This window comes from Gloeocapsopsis sp. IPPAS B-1203 (assembly GCF_002749975.1).
Lineage (GTDB): Bacteria > Cyanobacteriota > Cyanobacteriia > Cyanobacteriales > Chroococcidiopsidaceae > Gloeocapsopsis.
Genome location: NZ_PEIG01000010.1, coordinates 76,324 through 91,779, shown reverse-complemented (window position 1 = coordinate 91,779; position 15,456 = coordinate 76,324). Strand labels below are relative to the sequence as shown.

Below are 15,456 nucleotides of genomic sequence, written 5' to 3'. Positions count from 1 at the left end.
AAAATAAAAATCACACTTTCCGGCTGAAGAATGGCAAGATCAAAAAGCTTAGCGACTAAAGTCGCGGCTTAACAAACAACGCCCAGATAGTGCGTGGACTGATCCCAAAATAAGCTTCGGAGAACCTGTAAAGACAGGTTTTGCCTATGTAGCTGCGGCTTCAACTGCTATTTTCCGTCGAACTGACGTTAAACTTCTATGCCGGAACATCACGATTCAATTGCTCAGCATTACCACGATCGCACAAAATATCACCCTGAGACGATCGCTGCTAAAAGTCAAGGACTGGATTGGAGTAAGCAACCAGTACCGTTTAAAGAATACAAAATTGGCACAAGCTACGATTTAAAACCATATATCCAAGAAGAAAATCTTGCTTTTTCGGATGAACCTGTTGCCTTATGGTGGCGACGGTTATCGCGGCTATTATTTTGCAGCTATGGGCTAACAGCGAAAGTGCCTAGTATGATGAATCCAATTTATCTTCGGGCTTCACCTTCAGCAGGTGGTTTATATCCAGCAGAAGTTTATTTAGTTTCCCGTGGCACACCGCTACTTCCTGCAGGATTGTATAACTATCAACCGCAAACACATTCTTTAGTTCATTTTTGGGAAAATGATGTTTGGCACTCTTTGCAAAGTGCCTGTTTTGGACACTCAGCACTAGCAAAGACAGACTTGGCAATTGTGACGACAGCAGTTTTTTATCGTTCTGCATGGCGATATCAAGATCGTGCCTATCGTCGTATTTTCCTTGATACAGGTCACTTGTTAGGCAATATTGAGTTAGCCTGTGCTTTAAATGAATATCGGGCACATTTGATCGGTGGTTTTGCCGATGAAACGGTAAATCAATTACTCTACCTTGATGCAGAACTTGAAGGTGCGATCGCAATTGTCGCCTTGGCTGACTTGCTTGATGTCCAACAAAATTTTCCTATAGGAATTGCTGTTTTACCTTCTACTACTCAGACAAATTACCCCTATATCCCTGATGGTGAACTTTTAAGTTTCTGTCACCGCGCAACACAAATTGAACCTGGTGCTGATATTCACGAGGTTCCGACCACAACGTCAAATACCTCACTAGAAGATAAGTACAACTTTCCCTTCTGTCTTAAAGTTCCTACGGCAACAGCACCAATCGATTGGGGCTTAAATCTAGAAGGACTAGAGAGAACTGTGCTGCGGCGACGTTCCACTCGTGCTTACAGTGGTGCAGATTTAAATTTAGATGAACTCAAAGCATTACTCGATTTTACTTACCAACCACAACATTACATCGAACAAGGCTTAGACGATGCTCCCGATTATTTTGACTTGAATTTGATTGAAACTTTTATTGCTGTATCAGGAGTAACTGGCTTAGAGGAAGGCTGTTACTACTACGCACCTCTTGCTCAAGAATTGCGGCAAATTCGCTTTAAAAACTTTCGCCGCGAGTTGCACTATCTCTGTCTAGGTCAAGAACTGGGTAGAGATGCATCAGCCGTGTTATTTCATACAGCAGATTTAAAGTCAGCAATCGCTCGATATGGCGATCGCGTTTATCGTTATTTACATATGGATGCCGGACATTTAGCTCACAGACTCAACTTAGCAGCAATTTATCTTAATTTGGGTGTTAGTGGCATCGCTGGCTTTTTCGATGACCAAGTTAATGAAGTATTAGGGATTCCTACAGATGAAGCAGTTATTTATATCACTACTATTGGTAGAGCAAGATAAATATTTGTCCTGAGGTAAATTTATTATTTGTTGCTATAGCCAGTTGCGTCATGACCAGAAAACAACTGGCACTTAATTATCTGCTCATTCAGGTTGAGTTAAAACTATTACTTTAAACCTGATAAGAACCTTTGGAGGGAATATCTTCCGTAACTTTTTTCTGGGTAACTTCTACAGTTGTTTGCGACGCATCAGTGCGGCTAGGATCTCTATCTTGACCGGCAGCAATTTCGTGTGCTGCTTCTTGGGCAGAGGAACGTACTGCACTTAAAGCCGTTTTAATCACAACTGCAGTTGGTACTGCAACAATTACGCCTAATAATCCACCAATTCTTGCTCCGGTTAAGACGGAAACTAGCACCCAAACGGGATTTAAACCAGTAACGCTTCCTAAAATGCGCGGTGCAACTAAATTATCCAGAATTTGCTGCACAATGACAGCCGCAATCAGTACGCGAGAGCCTAGCCAAAAATCTTGCAATGCAACAAGCAAGGTAGTACCAGCAATACCTACAGTTCCCCCAAAGGGAACTAATGCCATGATGCCAATAGTGATACCAAACAGCAAGCCAAAGGGTACTTTTAACCATAAGAAGATTGCAGTCAGCGAGGAACCCATGCACAACCCAAAAATGAGCTGTCCAATAAAGAAATTTTGGAAGCTGAGGCGTAAAGTTTGAGAAAAAGGACTGCGAAGTTTCGTTGGTAGCCACTGAACTAAACTTTGCCAGAGATCGTCGCCATGCTGCAACAAGTAAAAGGCTAGCACCATCGTGAGTAAGAAATCCAAAAGGCTAGTCAGTGTAACAACCGCGAGGTTTAACACTTGTACTGCGATCGCTTGCAACTGTCCTTTGACGCGATCGTTGATTTGGACAACTAAAGCATCAAGATTCAATGGTAAACCTTGATTTTCTGCCCACTCATTTAACAACATCAGTTGATGTCGTCCAGAATCGATCAACTCTGGCAACCGCGCCACGAGTTGCTGTGCTTGCATCAATACTAGAGGTACTAAAGTTACCCCCACAGCCAGCAAAATCGATAACGTCAGCAAAAAGACCAAAATGGCAACTTGTTGTCGTTTTGCTCCTTGGCGTTCCATCCAACTGACTGGATAATTCAACAAAAAGGCTAACAGCGATGCTCCAACTAAAATCACAATCAACGAGTGGAAGTAATCAAAAATCGTTGAAATCGCCAAACCATTCAAGACTAGCAGGGGAGCGAACAGCGCGATCGCGAGTATCCGCCCAGAAGGCGTCATCACCTGCCACCAATTTAGGAGTTTGCGTGTTTGCATTTACCAACTGCCAGATAGAACAAACTCAATTTCCATGCAGGATATTATCTCTAACTCTATCGCTTTACCTCATCCATCTACTTCAGGATTCTGGAAACTAATATGAATCATCCGCTAAATCGTCTCATAAAGACGAATAACCACAACTTCTCGCCAAATGATCGTTCTCCTGATTTTATTTGTAGTACTGACCTAATGTCTGATGCCAGTCTCAATCCTACTAATCGTCTATCTCTATTTGTATATTTCATTCCTATTATTGGCTTTTTCCCAGCCCTTTGGACTTTGTATCGTCGTCAGTGCAGCAAAGAAGAAAAAGCAGTTTGCCGCTTAGCAGTCACTTTAGCAGGAACTTGGTTATTAGGTTATCTGTTAATGGGTTGTGGGGCAGAAACTTTTGAGTTTTTAGCACTGCGCTTATTGATACTGAACAGCTTTTTAACTTCTGGTTATTTTTTAGTCAGTCTTTGGCTGATGTTTTTAATTGTTAAAGGTAAGCCTGCACGCTTGCCAGGATTCAGCCAGTGGGCACAGCGTTTGGATCTGCGGTAGGGGTAGATTGGCAGGTAAGATGCCTAGCTCACATCTCAATAGTTAGATTTAGCTTGAAGAGTAACTCAATTAGTTGTTAACTTAATCGCACTTATCTTTTATGCTTGATAGCTAACCTTAGCTTACTTCTACATAACAACTCAAAAGTAAAACACGACCAGAGATTATAAGTAGGTAATCTGAGAAATATAGCACATCTTTTGATAGGTGCTATGCAAATCCTTAACACAAAATATTTTTTCATATTTATGAAGGAATTTAGTGGTTAATTCCAACAAATCCAGCTAAACTCCAAACAGCAAAAAATCAAATTTGGAGTAAAAGTTCTCATATCCTGCAATGTGTGTCATAGTTATTGCTATTTATGACCCTCTACAGCCGATAATTGAGGGCTAGCTTGATTTAGGTTCGTCTTTTGTTTCGTTCTTAAGTGAAGTGTAATTGAGTATGTGTGAGGAAGTCTGTGCCATTTCATAAAATTTCTACTCAAAATCCCTCTGTTCCTGGAACTCCCAGATTAGTCAACACCAAATATTCCTCAGCTAAATCAGGTCGTTGGCTATGGTTCTGGGTAGCAATGACTGGTATAGCGATGTTGTCTGCGACAGCTGGAGCACTACTCGCTGTTTCTTTGTCAAGCACTCCTTTGATGCAATCTCGGCTTAGCCCAGAAGAAGAAGCAGTATTTGGTCGCGGCGATCGCATTTCTAAAACAGGTTTACGGCTGTCTGAATTGACTCGCCCTGTCAATATTCTTGTTTTAGGTGTCAAGGTTCTTTCTTCTGATGTAGACGATCCTGATGTCAGATCAGAAGACTTGGGCTACCACGCACTGGTTAATTCCTTTGAAGGTCTTTCTGATACAATGCTGCTGCTGCGGTTTGACCCAGAAGCAGAAAAACTAGCTGTATTGTCGATTCCTAGAGATACTCGTACAGAAGTTGAAGGACTCGGAACCACAAAAATTAATGCGGCAAATGCTCAAGGTGGTCCAGCACTGAGTGCGAAAGCGACTAGCGATCTTCTCAACGGTGTTCCGATTGACCGCTACATCCGGATCAACGTTCAAGGTGTAGAAAAATTAGTTGATGCTTTGGGTGGTGTTACTGTTTATGTCCCCAAAGACATGAAATATCAAGATGATAGTCAACATTTGTATATCAATTTGAAAGCAGGAAGACATCACTTAGATGGCGATCAAGCGTTGCAATTACTCCGCTTTCGCTACGATGAATACGGTGATATTGGTCGCATTCAACGACAGCAAATGTTGATGCGGGCTTTGATGGAACAAGCCCTAAACCCAGCAACTTTAGCACGAGTGCCGCAAATTATGTCGGTTATTCAAACTCATATCGACACAAACCTAACAGTTGAAGAATTAATGGCACTAGTAGGTTTTGGCGTCCAAACAGAACGCTCAGATGTTGAAATGTTGCTTGTCCCTGGTACTTTTAGCACGCCAGACCAGTATGTAGCAAGTTACTGGCTGCCCGATCGCGATCGCATAGCCATGATGATGGCAAAGCACTTTAATGTTCCGACAGATTCTCATTTTAGCGACCTCAATCCGGCAAAGCTGAGAATCGCTATTCAAGATAGTACAGGCAGCGATCGCGCTATTCAATCGCTCGCTAACATGCTTGAAACATCGGGATATCGTCGAGTCTATGTTGCTACGCCTTGGAATGAACCACTCGATGTGACTCGGATTGTGGCTCAACAAGGTGATATTGACAACGCTCGCGCAATTCGCGATACCTTAGGATTTGGCGAAATCCGTGTCGAAAGTACCGGAAATCTTCGTTCGGACGTCACAATTCAACTCGGTCAAGACTGGCTGCGAACACAAGAGTACTAAATCTAAAGTTGTTGTGCAATCCACGCTTGTAAAATCGGATTGACTTTGTCCGGTGCTTCATCTTGGGGACAATGTCCGACGCCTTCAATGGGAATAAACTCTTTCACTTGTGGGTAATTAGCAAGTTGTTGACCTAACTCGAATGGTTCCCACGGATCGGCTGTTCCCCACAACATAATTGCTGGACATGGTAGCTGCGGTAGTAAATCTTCTGGCAACGGTCCTGAAGAATAAGCGGTAAATGCTAAAAATACAGCAACAGCACCAGGATCTTTTGCCGGCGCCATTAAAAGATCCACTAGTTCGTCAGTCACAACCTCAGAATTAGCATACGCTTGCAGCAGAATCTTGCGTACGGTTTTTGGTTTAGCAATTTGATTGAAGAAAAAGCTGCCTATTGGCTTAACTGAGAGTAGCCGTTGTACCATTGGCGCACCAAAGCGGCGATACCAAGGTAATGCCCCACGTTTGCGATCGTGCAGCAGTCGCAGCGAACAGTTTAGGAGTGCAATACTTCTCGCAATTTCTGGACGATCTACCACAGCTTGCATCACTGCAATACAACCAATTGAGTTTCCCACTAAATAAGCAGGTTCCTCCCCTACAACTTCCTGGCAAAAATCGGCAATTTGTTGTCCCCAAGTCTCAAAGGTGTAATGCATTTCTGTGGTTGGTTCGGGTTTGGCAGAACCACCAAAGCCAATTAAATCTATCGCATACACGCGGCAAGTTTCTGCTAATACAGGAATATTTTTGCGCCAATGCCACCAAGAAGCACCAAAGCCATGAATCAGCACAATGGCTGGTCCTGTCGTGCCTTGGGTTTGATAGCAAATTGGAAAACCTTTCCAAGTCCAGGTTTTAGTTGTGGTGAATGATGCAGTAGAAATCATAGTAGAGGTCGGGGGTCGGGGTCAGAGATCAGGGTAAAACAAATACTTCCATTGGTATTGTGACAATTCTTTACAAAAAATGATAGTTTATTTTATTTCCATTAAACTAGAATTATGGAAAAAGCAAACACAATAAGATATGCAGATTTATTTGCAGCACTTGGGTCAGAGCCTCGATTAGAAATTATGCGATTGCTGTTTGCCGCATACCCGCAAGGAATGATCGTTGGTGATATTCAAGCAAAATTACAAATCCCAAATTCAACACTGTCTCATCACTTAGACAAACTGCGACAGGAGCACCTCATTAGTTCAAGAAAAGAGAAGCAATATATCTGGTACTCAGTCAATACCAAGACAATAGAAGATTTATTAGCTTTTCTCTTCAACAGTTGTACACTCAGTAATCCCCATAGTAGAGAAGACAAGTTAGACCCTGTTCAAAATCCATTCACGGAGGCAGGACTTATGTTTGAAGGATTCCTAAGATCTATGGAAAGCCTATTTGGTAATGTATTTGACCGAATGGTTCTTCCCAGAGGATTTGAAAGATTTAGCCAAAAAGCAACACAAGTCATTGCACTGGCACAAGAAGAGTCGCGCCGTTTAGGACATCAATATGTCGGAACAGAACAACTTTTATTAGGATTAATTGGAGAAGGAACGGGAACCGCAGCACAGGTTCTTTCAGCAGAAGGACTCAACTTAGAAAATATGCGAGTAGAAGTTGAGAAGCACATTGGACATGGTAAAGGAACACCGCTAGATATTCCTTTCACCCCAAGAGCAAAAAGAGTATTAGAGCTTTCCGTTGAACAGTCGCAGCGACTAGGCAATCAATATATTGGTACTGAGCACTTACTGTTAGGAATTTTGCGCGAACGTGGTGGCATGGCAGTGCGAGTACTCGAACACTTAGGAGTTAACCTACATAGCATAGAACAGCGCATCTTACAGTTGAATAAATCTCATTAATCGTGCAGCGATCGCTCTTTGTATGCCAGGATTGTTCGTGTTGTATTTTTATTAAATAATTCATTTATCATGCTGGCACATTCTATAGAGGTTATACCCTTTTTAGGCGCAGACGTCGCGGCGAGTTATGATGCAGCGCAGGTGGCTATTTTACCAATTCCCTACGAAGCAACAACAACCTATCGTCGTGGCTGTGAAACTGGACCTGATGCCATTCTTGCAGCATCGCATCAAGTGGAATACTACGATGAGGAACTTGACTGGGAAACAGGACTAAATGTTGGTATCTACACCCATCCTTCAATTGCTGATACCCGTAGCAAAACTGTCACCTCCGAGGAAATGTTGCAAGTTACTAAAGAAACTGTTCTGAAACTTGTGCAAGATGGCAAGTTTGCGATCGCTTTAGGAGGCGAACACAGTATTACAACAGGTATTGTCGAAGCATACCGTCAGGCATATCCTGATGAATTGTTTACAGTTGTGCAAATTGATGCGCACGGAGATTTACGCCACGAGTACGAAGGCTCAATTCATAACCATGCTTGCGTGATGCGGCGGATTGTTGATATGGGATTACCAACAGTTCAAATTGGTATTCGAGCAATTTGCAAAGAAGAAGCTGATTTAATTAAAGAAAAAAATCTTACTGTCTTTCGCGCGCGGGAAATTGCAGCACAGCCCGATTGGATTGAAAATGCGATCGCGGCAATTCCCACAGAAAAGGTATTTCTGACGATTGACTTGGATGGCATCGATCCTACACTGATTCCTGGTGTGGGAACTCCTGAACCTGGGGGTTTAAATTGGTACGCACTGACAACATTTCTGCGTAGTGTATTTGACAAGCACCAAGTCATCGGCTGCGATGTGATGGAATTAGCCCCCGTTACAGACTCTGTTGTTTCCGAATTTACCGCTGCCAAACTTGTTTATAAACTCATTGGCTATCAAGGTAAGGGGCGAGGAGCTAGGAGCTGGGAGCGAGTAACAAGATAGGGAGTAGCGCGGTACGAAGAGCCAAGAATTACGCTGAGCAAGACAATTAAGATAACTTTCTCTATTCGCTAATCACTCTTTCACTCTTTTACTAACCCCTCGCTCCTCGCTCCTCATCCCTAAAGTAGGTAGAGACACAGAACCCCTCTACTGCTATCTTAAATTGGAGGCAATTGCAATAACATTTATCCTAACTACATGGGAAAACCTTACCGGCGGATTTTACTCAAACTGAGCGGTGAAGCTTTGATGGGCGATCTGGGCTATGGCATCGACCCAACCATCGTTCAAGAAATTGCGGCAGAAGTCGCAGAAGTAGTAAATAGTGGCGTACAAGTAGCTATTGTAGTAGGTGGTGGCAACATCTTTCGTGGCGTTAAAGCGTCAGCTGCTGGAATGGATCGGGCAACTGCTGACTACATTGGTATGATTGCAACTGTGATGAATGCACTCACGCTTCAAGATGCCTTGGAACGAATAGAAGTGCAAACACGCGTGCAAACTGCGATCGCTATGCAAGAAGTTGCGGAGCCTTATATCCGGCGTCGTGCTATTCGCCATCTGGAAAAAAGACGGGTGGTCATTTTCGGCGCGGGATCGGGCAATCCGTTCTTTACGACTGACACCACAGCAGCTTTAAGAGCCGCTGAAATTGATGCCGAGGTGATTTTTAAAGCCACCAAAGTAGACGGAGTTTACGATTCCGATCCTCATAAGAATCCTGATGCGAAACGCTATCAAACACTAAACTATGTCCACGTTTTAACTCAGGATTTGCGAGTGATGGATAGTACTGCGATCGCTTTATGTAAAGAAAACAATATTCCGATTCTTGTCTTTGATCTCTCGGTACGGGGTAACATCCGCCGAGCAGTGACAGGAGAATCAATCGGAACCCTTGTGGGAGGTTTCTGTGAAGTTAGCTGAAGCTGAGAGTACGATGCAAAAAGCCGTTGATGCAACGCAACGAGCTTTTAATACAATCCGCACTGGTCGCGCTAATGCGAGTTTACTTGATCGTGTCATGGTGGAATACTACGGTACGCCAACATCGCTTAAATCACTGGCAAATATCAGTACCCCTGATGCCACAACAATTACCATTCAACCTTATGACCGGAGCAGTTTAAATCTAATTGAAAAGGCGATTTCCATGTCGGATGTCGGACTAACTCCGAACAACGACGGCTCAATGATTCGCCTCAATATTCCTCCGCTGACAAGCGATCGCCGTAAAGAATTGGTGAAACTTGCTGCTAAGTATGCTGAGGAAGGGCGCGTTTCAATTCGTAATATTCGCCGCGATGCTCTTGATACAATTCGCAAACAAGAGAAGAACAGCGAAATCTCTGAAGATGAAGCCCAAGATCTCCAAGATCAACTGCAAAAATTAACGAACAAATATACCAGTAAGATAGATGAATTACTAACTGAAAAAGAGAAAGACATTACAACTGTTTGACTACCAACTCAATTGACCAATTTGGTATAAGAATAGTTCACAATAGACTAAACTCGCAGCATAACTGCACTCTGTTACTGCAATGATTTAGTTAACGACTAGTTAGTTGACTTTTTTATGTAGGAATGTATCGCTAAATCGGTAGTCCTACTTAAGAAGGATAAAAACAATAACAAGCCCGTCTTCAAATCAGAAGCGGGTTTTTTCTTATTAGGATTTATAATATGTTGTCACATCTTTTCAATCTATACTACAACTTCATTATCTCTTTATCAATCATCTTTTATTACTTAAAGATCAAATAAACAAAGATGTAAATAGATGCCACTAACATATTTTTTTTCTATCTTATAAAGAGCTAGCACTACTGAGAGTATTAAACTATTTTATCTTCATATTGCTACATCCAGGTGAGCAGAAAAACACTTTGGTCTTTAGATTCATTGTAACTCTTTCTTTATTTAGTTAATGCAAATTTATCTGTTTGCATTTGAATAAACATACTTACTGTATTTTTTTTAGATATCATATGAACATAAACGAGAATTTTCCTTTAGTTTCAGTTATTATTCCCGCATATAATGCAGCAGCTTTTATCAACAGAACTTTAGATTTTGTATTAGCTCAAACATACACAAATATTGAAGTTTTAGTCGTTAATGATGGTTCACAAGATTGCACTGTTGACATTGTTCAATCCTATGTTCAAAAGGATCGACGTGTCATTTTGTTGCAACAAGCCAATCAAGGAGTTGCGGCTGCTCGTAATTTAGCAATTCAAAAATCACGCGGAGAGTATATAGCGCCTCTTGATGCTGATGATATTTGGTATCCTGAAAAACTCGAAAAACAAGTCCAGTGTTTGTTAAATGCACCTTCATCAGTAGGATTAGTTTATGCTGTGTCAATGGAAATTGATGAAGAAGATTTAATTATTGATAAGTACTCTATTTACAATCGTAGTTATCAACCAGAAGGAAATGTTTACACGAATTTAGTATGTTCTAATTTTATTGGTAATGCTAGCACACCCCTCATTCGCCGCAGTTGCTTTGAACACATTGGTGGATATAACTGCCAACTAAAAGAACAAGATGCACAAGGATGTGAAGACTGGGATATTTATTTACGTATTGCTGAATTTTATCAATTTCGAGTAGTACCGGAAGTTTTAATTGGGTATCGGCAGGTGAGCGGTAGCATGGGTAGCAAGTGTAAAACAATGATTAAATCATATAATTTAGTTTTACAAGATGTCCAGCAACGACACCCAGAAATTCCTGCTACTATCTACCGCTGGTCTAGAAACTTTTTTTACAACTATCTATCAGTAAAAAGCTCTGCATCTGGAGATTATTGTAATGCTCTATTTTGCTTATATAAAGCTTTGGAATCAGATTTGTTTCTTTTGTTGCGTCCTGCAACATATAGAATTACTTTAATATTGACTCTAAAAATTCTACTTAAATCCGTATTTCACTTAATTTTCCAGGAAAAATATACTTGGAATCAGTTAAAGGAAAAGATTAAGCGAAAAAGAAGTAATATCACAATCTACGACGTCAAAAATAGACAAGTTAATTTCAAATACAAAGATTTTGTTTGGAAACCATATGACATTGTTCTATTACATAGATGGCTAAAAATTTTGAAAATTAGTCAAGAAGTAGATTTTCAATTAAAAGCAAAAGCTTATTAATCTATTCCTTATTTTTGATACAAGGGATAAAAAATTGAAAGATATAAATGATACAAAATCGCTAATCCCCTTACTCAAACTATATCCATGGGCAATTCCAGTCATTATTATTTTAGGTACTTTATCTTCTTTGGCAGAAGGATTAGGAATTAGCTTATTTATCCCTTTTCTTCAAAGTGTATCTCATACAACTTCTCAGGCTCACAGTCAAAACTTGTTAGTAGGAACTCTCAATCAAATATTCGGGAACTTATCATTTAATTCTCGTCTTGTTATCATACCTTTATGCATTTTTGGTAGTGTCCTGCTCAAGAATTGTCTTGTGTATGGCAACACAGTTCTTTTTTCTTGGTTAAACTGGCAGATCAGCGATCGCTTGAGAAGAGGTATTTATAAACAGCTTCTGAGTGTCAGTTTTGGTTATCTAGAACGCAATCAGTCTGGCAGATTTTTGAGCATTCTGGATAAAGAAACATGGCAAACTAGCCAAGCTTTATCAGTATTCATTAGCTTAATTACGAGTGCTTGCACAATTGTTGTTTTTGTCATACTCCTGTTTTTAATTTCCTGGCAACTGACTATATTGGTTGCTGTCGCTATGTTATTAATTTCATGGAGTGTCCAATCTGTAACTCGCCAAGTCAAAAGTGTAGGTAAACAAGCTGCACGCGCTAATGCAGCCTTTGTTAGTCGAGCCTTAGAAGGGTTGAGTGGGATGAAAGTCATTCGTGCTTTTGGACGCGAATCATACGAACAAGAGCGCTTTGAGCAAGCCTCGCAGGAGGTTTGTACGGCTTTTAGAAGGCTTGATGTCATCTCTGGAGCTGTTAATCCCTTCTCTGAAGTACTCTCTACAGCCTTGTTAACAGGTATTTTGATAGTGGCATTGCAAGACCAGAGTAACTTACCAACATTGTTGACATTCATTTTTATGCTCTATCGCCTACAACCTCAAATGAAGCTATTTGATAGTGCGCGTGTCAATTTAGGAGGTTTAACGGGTTCTGTAGAGCAAGTAATGGAGCTTTTAAACCGTGCTGATAAAACGTATATCTTTTCTGGTAAGTTGCCATTCAAAGGATTGAAACAAGCGATCGCCTTCAACTGTGTTACCTTTCGCTACGATCCTCTAGAAAAACCTGTCTTACAACAAATTTCAATTACTATTCCATGCGGAAAAACTACAGCAATTGTTGGTCCTTCAGGTGCGGGGAAATCAACGCTTATTGGTTTACTTTGCCGTTTTTATGATGTAACCACAGGAGACATTTATGTAGATGGCGAACCACTAAAGCAGCTTAATCTTGCTGACTGGCGTAGCCGAATTGCAATTGTGAGCCAAGATACTTATCTTTTTAGCTCAACAATCAAAGAAAATATCGCCTATGGTCGATTAGATGCAACAACAGATGAGATTGTAGCAGCAGCAAAGCTTGCCCATGCCCACGACTTTATTCTTGAACTCCCTCAAGGTTACGAAACAAAAGTGGGCGACAGAGGAGTTCGGCTATCAGGAGGACAGCGACAGCGTCTTGCTTTAGCGCGTGCTATTATCTGCAACCCTGAAATCTTAATTCTCGATGAAGCTACTAACGCACTCGATAGTATTTCAGAACATCTCATTCAAGAAGTATTGCAGAGTTTTGGTCAAAACCGTACCGTGATTGTCATTGCGCATCGTTTGTCTACTATTGAGCAAGCCGATCAAATTATCGTGATGGAGAAAGGACGAATTAGAGAAAAAGGTAGTATTCAGTCTCTATTGCAACTTAATGGGCTTTTTGCCCAGCTTTATCATCTACAACACAACACAGTTCTTACTTGAGCCGCAATGCCAGCCTCAGCACCTGAGGTAACTACAGTTGTATGCTATAAAGCAAATTATTAGTTTTTTCGCAAAATATGATTCTGTAAAAATACCTTATTGGCATTTTGATCTCAGTAGTAAGAGTGCAAAATAGTTTAAAGCCTTTGTACCCTTACAATCGTAGAATTTAGGAGCAAAACTGTAGCTTTATGTATGATTGCATAATTGTCGGTGCTGGACCTGCTGGCGGTACAGCAGCTTATCATTTAGCAAAACGGGGTCATTCTGTATTAGTGTTGGAAAAAGAATCACTTCCACGTTATAAACCTTGCGGAGGTGGAGTGTCACCCGCGATCGCTAAATGGTTTGACTTTGATTTTTCTCCAGCAATATCCACAAAGGTCAATACCATTCGCTACACCTGGAAAATGGGCGATCCAGTGCAAGCAAAATTGCAAACACCCGAACCGATGTGGATGGTACGGCGCGATATCTTTGACCACTTCCTAGTGCAACAAGCACAAAAACAGGGAGCAGAACTGCGCGACAACACCGAAGTGAAAGGAATTCAGTTCAAAAGCGATCATTGGCAAGTAGACACTGCTAACGGTCCGGTTACAGGTCGCTATATCATTGCTGCAGACGGTGCTAAAGGACCAATGGCAAAGTGGTTAGGCTTCAAAGACCGCAAACGCCGCTTGGCAGGAGCATTAGAAGCTGAAGCCCCTGCGAAGGTAGAAGATGGTCACATTGCCCATTTCGAGTTTGGCTTGGTCAAAAATGGCTACATTTGGAACTTTCCTAAAGCTGACGGCTACTCAATCGGTGTTGGGACGTTTATTGGCGGCGAACCTCAAGATTTCAAAGGAATTTTGAGCGAGTATGGTAATTTATTTGGCTTGGATATCAAAACTTGTAAGCAGTACGGTCACGCGCTGTGCTTGTGGAATGGCAATCAAAAGCTACATACTCAAAACGCTGTATTAGCAGGAGAAGCCGCTTGTGTTGTCGATCCGCTAACTGCTGAGGGTATTCGCCCATCGATCTTTAGTGGTGTCAAAGCTGCGGAAGCCATTGATCAAGCGATCGCAGGTAATGTTAATGCCCTGGAGCAGTATTCGCAAGCAATCTGTGACGAGTGGGGTGCTGATATGGCATGGGCACAAAAACTAGCCGGAGTTTTCTACCGCGTTCCTGGTATTGGCTACAAAGTTGGCGTCAAACGTCCTACAGCGACACAGCGTATGGGTCAAATCCTGTGTGGTGAAATGAGTTATAGCGATGTTGCTGGTCGTGCCCTCAAGCGTCTCAGTGGTAGCTTGATTCCAGGCATGGGAGGATAGTGATTAGTTTTGAGTTTTGAGTTTTGAGTTTTGAATTGGAGAATTTTCTTAACTCAACACTCAACACTCTTAATGAGTAACTCTTCTAAACCTCTATACTTGTCCATTACCTTTAGCGTGAGAGGCTGCTGAACCTTTGTAGATACGCTGCTGTTGCTCAGGAGTTAACCACGCTGAGCGCGATAATCGACTTTCTGGCGATACAAACTGACGTCGTACAGGGTCATATTCCAAAACTTCTCCTGTTTCGATATGATAAACCCAACCATGCAGGTGTACTTGACCGCTGTGCAATCGGGAATGAATTACAGGATAAGTGCGTAAGTTCTCTAATTGAGTCAGAATATTTTCTTCAACAGTTGCTTGAAGTAATTTTTCGCCTTCATAATCTTGATAATTTTCCTTCATCATCCGGCGAGTTGCTTCTGCGTGTTGGAGCCATTGATAAACTGATGGCATTTCTTCTTCTAACTTGTCTAGCTTGAGTAATCCTTTCATTGCACCGCAGTGCGAGTGACCGCATACAATGACTTCTTTAATTCCTAAAGCGTGAATTGCATACTCAACCGCAGCACACTCACCTCCATTAGTTGCACCGTAGGGCGGAATGATGTTACCAGCATTGCGAATGATGAACATTTCTCCTGGCTCGGCTTGCGTGATTAAGTTTGGATCAATCCGAGAATCAGAGCAAGTAATAAATAAAATTCGCGGATGCTGACCTTGCGACAGCAACTCGAACATCTCGCGATGGGTACTCACATAATTGGTTTGAAACGAATGAATACCCTGAATTAGCTTTTTCATACATATTCCCCTAACGGTGCTTTGCTC

General features: G+C 41.6%; 12 protein-coding genes and 2 pseudogenes. 11 read left to right on the top strand and 3 right to left on the bottom strand.

The window, feature by feature from the left end; translation table 11 throughout:
* The first annotated feature begins 198 nt into the window (after positions 1 to 198).
* The gene (locus CSQ79_RS17865) at positions 199 to 1,728 is read left to right on the top strand and encodes a SagB/ThcOx family dehydrogenase (RefSeq protein WP_099702514.1); all 1,530 of its coding nucleotides are present in this window, start codon (positions 199 to 201) and stop codon (positions 1,726 to 1,728) included.
* 112 nt (positions 1,729 to 1,840) lie between these two features.
* On the opposite strand, the gene CSQ79_RS17860 is transcribed toward CSQ79_RS17865, so the two are convergent.
* A complete protein-coding gene (locus tag CSQ79_RS17860; protein ID WP_099702513.1) occupies positions 1,841 to 3,031 on the bottom strand; it encodes an AI-2E family transporter in 1,191 nt (396 codons plus the stop codon).
* Between the two features lie 195 nt (positions 3,032 to 3,226).
* Here CSQ79_RS17860 and CSQ79_RS17855 point away from each other — a divergent pair, with 195 nt between their 5' ends.
* Positions 3,227 to 3,583, top strand: coding sequence for a hypothetical protein (locus CSQ79_RS17855; protein ID WP_099702512.1), 357 nt, complete (start codon positions 3,227 to 3,229; stop codon positions 3,581 to 3,583).
* Between the two features lie 463 nt (positions 3,584 to 4,046).
* Positions 4,047 to 5,444: an LCP family protein gene (locus CSQ79_RS17850; RefSeq protein ID WP_289501273.1), complete on the top strand. Its 1,398-nt coding sequence runs from the start codon at positions 4,047 to 4,049 to the stop codon at positions 5,442 to 5,444.
* 2 nt (positions 5,445 to 5,446) lie between these two features.
* Here CSQ79_RS17850 and CSQ79_RS17845 read toward each other — a convergent pair whose 3' ends face one another.
* Positions 5,447 to 6,337, bottom strand: a complete 891-nt coding sequence (locus CSQ79_RS17845; protein WP_099702510.1) for an alpha/beta fold hydrolase — start codon at positions 6,335 to 6,337, stop codon at positions 5,447 to 5,449.
* 114 nt (positions 6,338 to 6,451) lie between these two features.
* On the opposite strand from CSQ79_RS17845, the pseudogene CSQ79_RS28030 reads away from it, so the two are divergent.
* The 8 genes and pseudogenes from CSQ79_RS28030 to CSQ79_RS17810 form a co-directional block, all read left to right on the top strand.
* Positions 6,452 to 6,652 (top strand): annotated as a pseudogene (locus CSQ79_RS28030) (ArsR/SmtB family transcription factor); the annotation flags it as partial.
* A 210-nt stretch (positions 6,653 to 6,862) separates the two neighbouring features.
* Positions 6,863 to 7,297 (top strand): annotated as a pseudogene (locus CSQ79_RS28025) (Clp protease N-terminal domain-containing protein); the annotation flags it as partial.
* A gap of 84 nt (positions 7,298 to 7,381) precedes the next feature.
* A complete protein-coding gene (gene speB, locus CSQ79_RS17835) occupies positions 7,382 to 8,311 on the top strand; it encodes an agmatinase (RefSeq protein WP_099702508.1) in 930 nt (309 codons plus the stop codon).
* A gap of 198 nt (positions 8,312 to 8,509) precedes the next feature.
* Positions 8,510 to 9,238, top strand: coding sequence for a UMP kinase (pyrH, locus tag CSQ79_RS17830; protein WP_099702507.1), 729 nt, complete (start codon positions 8,510 to 8,512; stop codon positions 9,236 to 9,238).
* Positions 9,225 to 9,773 carry a ribosome recycling factor gene (frr, locus tag CSQ79_RS17825; protein ID WP_099702506.1) on the top strand — a complete coding sequence of 183 codons (549 nt, stop codon included), beginning with the start codon at positions 9,225 to 9,227 and terminating at the stop codon, positions 9,771 to 9,773. The genes pyrH and frr overlap by 14 nt, the downstream gene beginning before the upstream one ends.
* Before the next feature lie 490 nt (positions 9,774 to 10,263).
* Positions 10,264 to 11,472 carry a glycosyltransferase family 2 protein gene (locus tag CSQ79_RS17820; RefSeq protein ID WP_289501272.1) on the top strand — a complete coding sequence of 403 codons (1,209 nt, stop codon included), beginning with the start codon at positions 10,264 to 10,266 and terminating at the stop codon, positions 11,470 to 11,472.
* Positions 11,473 to 11,506: 34 nt separating this feature from the next.
* The gene (locus CSQ79_RS17815; RefSeq protein WP_099702504.1) at positions 11,507 to 13,297 is read left to right on the top strand and encodes an ABC transporter ATP-binding protein; all 1,791 of its coding nucleotides are present in this window, start codon (positions 11,507 to 11,509) and stop codon (positions 13,295 to 13,297) included.
* Positions 13,298 to 13,488: 191 nt separating this feature from the next.
* Positions 13,489 to 14,622: a geranylgeranyl reductase family protein gene (locus CSQ79_RS17810; protein WP_099702503.1), complete on the top strand. Its 1,134-nt coding sequence runs from the start codon at positions 13,489 to 13,491 to the stop codon at positions 14,620 to 14,622.
* 93 nt (positions 14,623 to 14,715) lie between these two features.
* On the opposite strand, the gene CSQ79_RS17805 is transcribed toward CSQ79_RS17810, so the two are convergent.
* Entirely contained in the window at positions 14,716 to 15,429 is a 714-nt protein-coding gene (locus tag CSQ79_RS17805) for a carbonic anhydrase (protein WP_099702502.1), read from the bottom strand.
* Positions 15,430 to 15,456: the final 27 nt, after the last annotated feature.